Raw genomic sequence first — 6,447 nt, forward strand, 5'->3', positions numbered from 1 at the left:
CCATCAGCGTCATGTACGAATGTGGTTACCCGGAACCTCTGGGCTCCCGCCCTTTCGAGCCGACGCTAATGCAGGCTGCAAAAATCCAGCAATGCATGTTAGACAGAGATTTCGAGCCGAAAGATAAACTCATGCTGGTTTGCCGCAATTATCCGCAAGTGACAAGCTGCCGGAAATAGCGAAACCTATGTCCAGATTTCCCTGCCATCGGGCATGATCCAGACAATTCCTGCCGGTGATCGGGCTAAAAACCAGTAACCGGTATCATCGAGGTCGTCAAATTCATCCTCTGAATTCCCCCGGGGCCACGCGTCTTTTAACTGCTGTAATTGCCGGGCATGGGTTCCGCTAAGAAATTCACCGTTACAAGCCAGTCTGATTTCCCCTTCACTCATCAATCTTTCCAGCAAGGTAAAAAACACCTCAACCCGAAAGGCATCGTTGTCAGGAATGTGCGCGCATTCGACACTGATATGTTGCCAAACGGCCCCCATTGAAAGCCCGCAGGCACTTTCTGAAACAGCATCACAGACTGTTTTAATTTCCATTACCAGAGCCTTTATTATTCAAATAATTTGGATATTAACAGCAAAACACTCCGCTATTCATCCTGCGGCCAGTGTCCATATCTGTCATAACGCGTTTTCCTTGCTATTTTATGATGAACGATACTTCCCAATATCTAAAAACTAAAGACTCATCGGTCTATCACCCGCAATATTCATCGAAATTGTTCGGGTAACTTCAGACAGGAGAAATAAAATGTATTACGCCTCACGCAACGTGCAAATCCGTAATATAAAAGCAGGCCAGAATGTGGTGATTTACGAACCCGCTAATGTGTATGACTGCACTTTGCATGACGACGTTTTTGTCGGACCCTTTGTGGAAATTCAGGCCAACACCAGCATCGGACGGGGGACAAAAATCCAGTCGCATACCTTTATTTGTGAATATGTCACTGTCGGGGAAAACTGCTTTATCGGCCACGGTGTGATGTTTGCTAATGATATGTTTAAAACCGGCAGGCCTGATGCGGAACGAAACTCATGGGCCAGAATTCACGTGGGTAACGATGTTTCCATTGGCAGCGGTGCGACCATTCTGGGCGTCACAATCTGCGATGGTACAGTGATTGGTGCAGGAAGCGTAGTGACGAAAGACATCACGGTGAAAGGCGTTTACGCGGGAAATCCGGCACGGTGGTTGCGGGCGTTGTAGCTCGTCTGGTGGGAATTTGCACTGAAAAATATACGGCATATGAATTATCGGTTGTTCCGGGGGAAATCCTCACACTGGAGAAAAAGCTCAATGGCTGGTTCTGGGCATGTAAAAAATCCGGGGAATCAGGCTGGGTGCCTGAAGAAAACGTAAGGAACATCATCGCGTGAAGGCTAAAGTTACCCGCGCGGTCGTGACAAAAAAGGCCGCTTTCGCGGCCTTTCAAATTTCAGATCTTATGACACCTGATTACTTAGCGTCAGCATCTGGCAGTGCGTAAGCGATGATGTAATCGCCCAGTTTGGTGCCGAACGAACCGTGACCGCCTGCTGCGATAACAACGTACTGTTTGCCATTCACAGAGTAAGTCATCGGGGTCGCCTGGCCGCCTGCTGGCAGACGTGCTTCCCACAGTTTATCACCGTTGCTCATGTTGAACGCGCGCAGGTAGTTATCTGCGGTTGCCGCGATGAAGAACACGTTACCGGCGGTAGAAACCGGTGCGCCCAGCATTGGCATACCCATTTTGAACGGCAGCGGTAATGGTGAGCTGTCGCGCACGGTACCGATACGTTTTTTCCACACGATATCGTTGGTTTTCAGGTCAACACCGGAAATGTAACCCCATGCAGGCTGTTTACATGGGAAGCCCAGCGGAGACAGGAACGGATTCAGCGTCACGCCAAATGGCACGCCGTACTGCGGCTGAATACCCGTCTCGGTACCGGAACCGCCTTTATCGTTCGCATCTGGCTCGATCGGATTGCCCGGACCGCGCGGGATCAGTTTAGACACAAATGGCAGGGCGATCGGGTTAGCAATAGCCACCTGACGGTCTGTATCCACAGAAATACCGCCCCACTCGAACATACCGAGGTTACCCGGGAATACCAGGGTGCCCTGCTCGGATGGCGGTGTGAAGGTGCCTTCATAACGCAGTTTGTGGAAGATCACACGACACATCAGCTGGTCGTAGATCGTCGCACCCCACATGTCTTTGCCAGTCAGCTTAGCTTCAGGACGGAAGGTCAGTTTCGAGAATGGCTGAGTCGGAGACACATGGTCACCTTTCGCTGCACCTTGCGGAACAGGTTTCTCAGGGGCATCGACAATCAGTTTACCGTCACGGCGGTCCAGCACGAAGATGTTACCGGTTTTGGTCGGGACATAAATCGCAGGAACTTTGTTGCCGTTCTTGTCAGTAATATCAGCCAGAGTTGGCTGCGCCGGAACATCCATATCCCACAAGTCGTGGTGAACAGTCTGATAGAACCAGGCCAGTTTACCGGTGGTCGCATTCAGCGCCAGCAGGCCGCTCGCATAACGTTCCATCTCCGGTGTGCGGTTACCGCCCCAGATATCCGGCGTTGCCACGCCAATTGGCAGGTAAACCAGATCCAGTTTGTCATCATAAGCCGCAGGTGCCCATGAGTTCGGGGAGTTTGGTGTGAAATGCTGGCCATCAGCCGGCAATTTATTCGGTTCAGCAGCACCCGGATCGAAAGCCCACAGCAGTTTACCGGTTTCAACATCAAAGCCACGGATCACGCCGGAAGGCTCGCGGTTTGAGTAGTTATCGGTCACCGCACCGGCCACGATAATCACTGATTTGGTGATGATTGGCGGTGAAGTTGGCTCATAGTGGCCTGGTGTCGCATAAGGCATGTTGCCTTGCAGGTTCAGTTCACCATTGTTACCAAATGCCGGGCAACGTGCACCGGTTTCGGCATCCAGCGCAAACAGACGACCATCGTTGACAGGCAGAATGATACGACGGGAACAGACAGCAGGCGCGGCGCCGTTAGTCGCGTTACCTTCTGCTGCTGGCGTGGTCTCATGGTAAGACACACCGCGACAGGTGACGTGCTGGAAGGTTGGGTTTGGTTTCAGCTCAGGATCGAACTTCCACTTCTCTTTACCCGTCGCGGCATCCAGAGCAAACAGCTTCTGGTGCGGTGTACACAGGTAAAGCATGTCGCCGATTTTGATTGGCGTCACTTCGTCAGTGATTTCGCCCGGATCGTTCGGGGTCTTCAGATCACCGGTACGGAAAGTCCAGGCTACATCAAGCTTGCTGACGTTTTTATCATTGATCTGGCTCAGTGGCGAGTAACGGGTACCGCCCTGAGTACGACCATACGCCGGCCAGTCGCCATCCGGAATGCCGGAATCAGATTTTGCCGGAGCAGAATCCGCCGCTTTGAGGGTGCCGTTAATAACCTGCGGGTCGTTGAAGATGGAGTAACCCAGCACAATAACCGTGAACAGCAGAGAAACGGCCAGCGCGCCACGGGCGAAGCCATTCTTCGCCAGCATCTGGTTATATACGACAGGCAGCAGGATCCACAGCCCCAGGAAGAAGGTGACGTCCAGACGCGGCGTCAGTGCCCAGAAATCGGTGCCCACTTCCCATACAGCCCAGACAGTGGTGCCGAACAGGAAGATTGCATAGAGCAATAATGCAGACGAGCGGCGGCGGTAGAGCAGCCACGCAGTCACCAGCGAAATAACACCGGCGATAATGTAATAAAGAGAACCCCCTAATTTTGCCAGCCAGATACCGCCGACAAGAAGATAAATCCCGCTTAACGCGGCGAACAAAGCGGTAATTATGACGACGATGCGTGATAACGAGGCTTTCGTTTCCATAGTTGATGACCTTACTGATTTTTTATAATCGTCGATTCAGGGACGACCTGAATCTTCAAGAACATCCGGTTCTCACCGGGTGTCATTCCTTGCAGGTGCTGCCTGCGTCAGGAATTGCAGGTAACAGGCAACACTGCGTGGTTCGTGTTGTTACTGACTGAACGTTCTTACTGTTCGTAAAATGCTTGCGGACTGTAAATTATTCGAAACTATAAGAAAGCGTAGCGCCGCCACCGTAATTCCTGCCAGGCGCAGGTTCGTAATAACGCCCATTGCCTTCATTGACGATCACAGAACCGACATAATTTCTGTCAAACAGATTGTCGACGCGGGTAAACAGATCAAGCGTCACGTTACTCCAGTTGAAGCGGTACCCCGCATTCACGCTGGCGACGGTATAAGCCGGTGCCTGTTCACTGTTTTCGTCGTTCACTTCGATGTCGCTCATGTAGCGCACATCGGCACCCGCATGCCAACCTTCCGGCGGCGCCCACTCAAGGGAAGCGTAGCCCATGTTGCGCGCAATTCCAGGCAGACGGTTGCCTGCGGGTGTGCAATCGCCCGCACCACAGGTCTCGTTGCGGAAGGTCGCATCGAGTAGCGTCCAGGCCATTTTCACGCGCCAGTTCTCTTCAATTTGCTGATCTAACGACAATTCCAGACCACGGCGACGGGTCTTACCCGCGTTGGTGTAGCTCGAACGTCCACCGACACTTTTTGCCACAATCAGCTCATCATCGGTATCAGTCTGAAATACGGCTGCGGTCACTAAACCGTTACCCACGCGCCATTTGCTGCCCAGCTCCACGGTGTTACTGGTGGAAGGCTCCAGCCCCAGATTCAGGCCAGACTGGCCGTCACTACGGTAAGACAGTTCATTAATGGTCGGCGTTTCGAAACCACGACCGGCAGAAATATAGGTGTTCAGTGCCGGCGTTACGGCATAGTTCAGGGACGCCATCGGCAGCAGTTTATGATAACGGCGCGAACCGCTGTCATCAGGATTGCGGCCGGTAATGTAATAATCCTGCGAGTCGAAACTGACCGTGCTGTAACGCGCACCGGCATCCAGCGTCCAGCGCGATGTCAGGTTCCACGTGGTTTGCAGATAAGGATCGAGGTTCCACATGACGTTCTTTTCGTTACGACGCTCGTCACCTTTGACGCCCAGATCGCCTTCGCTGTTGAAATTTTCATAACCGAAACGACGTTCAGTCATGGTTTCATAATCCAGACCGCCGGTGACCGAGAACGGCACAGAACCTAGTTGATCGTCATGTTTCCAGCGGGTATCCACACCCGAATATTTACGTTCAAGAACAATCACCCCGCCCGCGTTCAGCGGATTTTTCTGCGATGCCGCAGGAATCGTCTGGTATTGCGTTGTGTGACGCTCGCCGTGATAGGTCATCAGGCTGAACTCGTCGTTTTCGCTCATCTGTCGCTGATAGCGTAATCCGACCTGGGTCTGATCCAGACTCTTACGGGCATTGTACTGATCGGCACGTTTAGCCTGCTTCGGGTCATCGTGCCATTCAGATTCTGTCAGGCCGCCCGGATCATTGGCATCTACGGACACGCTGTTAAACATCAGCGTCAGGGTACTGGCATCATCAATACGCACGCCCAGTTTGCCATTGCCGAGATTTTTCTGCGTACCACTGTGGTCGCGGTAACCGTCAGTGGTGAAACGGGAACCGGAAATCAGATAATTCACATCACCGGCATGCGTGCCGTCTCCGGTTGCGCCGCTGGCTTTAATGCTGTTACGAAACGATCCATAGCTGCCGAAATACGTACCCGCTTCCAGTTTGGCAGGCTGTGAACCCGTTTGGGTATCGACATTCACCACGCCGCCTGAAGAATTGCCATACAGTGCCGAAAACGGCCCGCGCAACACTTCAACGCGGTCTACGGAATTGAGATCAATATTAGACGTTTGCCCCTGTCCGTCCGGCATGGTGGCCGGAATACCATCAACGTAAATACGCACGCCGCGCACGCCATACATGGAACGGCTACCGAATCCGCGAACAGAAAGTTGCAAATCCTGTGCATAGTTCTGGCGGTTTTGAACCTGTAAACCGGGGACGCTGCCGAGACTTTCAGAAAGATTGACCTGGGCTTTGCTGTTTCTGAAATCGTCGCCATCAATGACGCTGACCGCAGCCGGCGTATCGAGTTCGGAGAGTTTCCCGGTACTTTCACGCTTGATGACCATCAGTGTTGATGAACCGGAACTGTCACCGGCATCCTCTTTCGGTAACGCCGTCGAAGACTGGGCATAACTGACAGATACCGGGTTAAAAAATGACAGAAACGTGATGATAAAAGCAGAGGTTTTGGCGTTCACTTTATGATTTCTTTTGTTTTACGTTAAAAGGTTGAGTCAAAAAAATACGACGCATCTCTCAATTTTGGACATAAGAAGTAGACATAAATCGACCAATCTGATTGAGAGCCGTGAAGGGGCTCACTATAGATTTTTTCTTCCTGTTAGTACATACGCAACTTTACAAATATAACTTTTTAACAAAATACCGCACGCAGTGTACATCTGGGCCCGATTTCACATTC

At 51.9% G+C, this 6,447-nt stretch carries 5 protein-coding genes; 2 read left to right on the forward strand and 3 right to left on the reverse strand.

All coding sequences use genetic code 11. The features are described 5' to 3' along the window. Window positions 1–185: 185 nt before the first annotated feature. Complete coding sequence (locus J1785_RS04525) at window positions 186–548, reverse strand: DUF596 domain-containing protein (protein ID WP_217218907.1); 363 nt, start codon at window positions 546–548, stop codon at window positions 186–188. A 214-nt stretch (window positions 549–762) separates the two neighbouring features. Between J1785_RS04525 and J1785_RS04530 the strand changes: the two genes are divergently transcribed. Then, window positions 763–1,221: an acyltransferase gene (locus tag J1785_RS04530; RefSeq protein ID WP_217218908.1), complete on the forward strand. Its 459-nt coding sequence runs from the start codon at window positions 763–765 to the stop codon at window positions 1,219–1,221. An 8-nt stretch (window positions 1,222–1,229) separates the two neighbouring features. Continuing rightward, window positions 1,230–1,391 carry an SH3 domain-containing protein gene (locus tag J1785_RS26865; protein ID WP_240783454.1) on the forward strand — a complete coding sequence of 54 codons (162 nt, stop codon included), beginning with the start codon at window positions 1,230–1,232 and terminating at the stop codon, window positions 1,389–1,391. 79 nt (window positions 1,392–1,470) lie between these two features. Here J1785_RS26865 and J1785_RS04540 read toward each other — a convergent pair whose 3' ends face one another. Both J1785_RS04540 and pqqU read right to left on the reverse strand, forming a co-directional pair. Next, a complete protein-coding gene (locus J1785_RS04540) occupies window positions 1,471–3,870 on the reverse strand; it encodes a glucose/quinate/shikimate family membrane-bound PQQ-dependent dehydrogenase (protein WP_129953356.1) in 2,400 nt (799 codons plus the stop codon). Window positions 3,871–4,069: 199 nt separating this feature from the next. Next, window positions 4,070–6,223: a TonB-dependent receptor PqqU gene (gene pqqU, locus J1785_RS04545; protein ID WP_129991105.1), complete on the reverse strand. Its 2,154-nt coding sequence runs from the start codon at window positions 6,221–6,223 to the stop codon at window positions 4,070–4,072. Window positions 6,224–6,447 lie beyond the last annotated feature (224 nt).

Origin of the sequence: Rahnella perminowiae, from assembly GCF_019049755.1 — a bacterium.
In the GTDB taxonomy this organism is placed as follows: domain Bacteria; phylum Pseudomonadota; class Gammaproteobacteria; order Enterobacterales; family Enterobacteriaceae; genus Rahnella; species Rahnella perminowiae.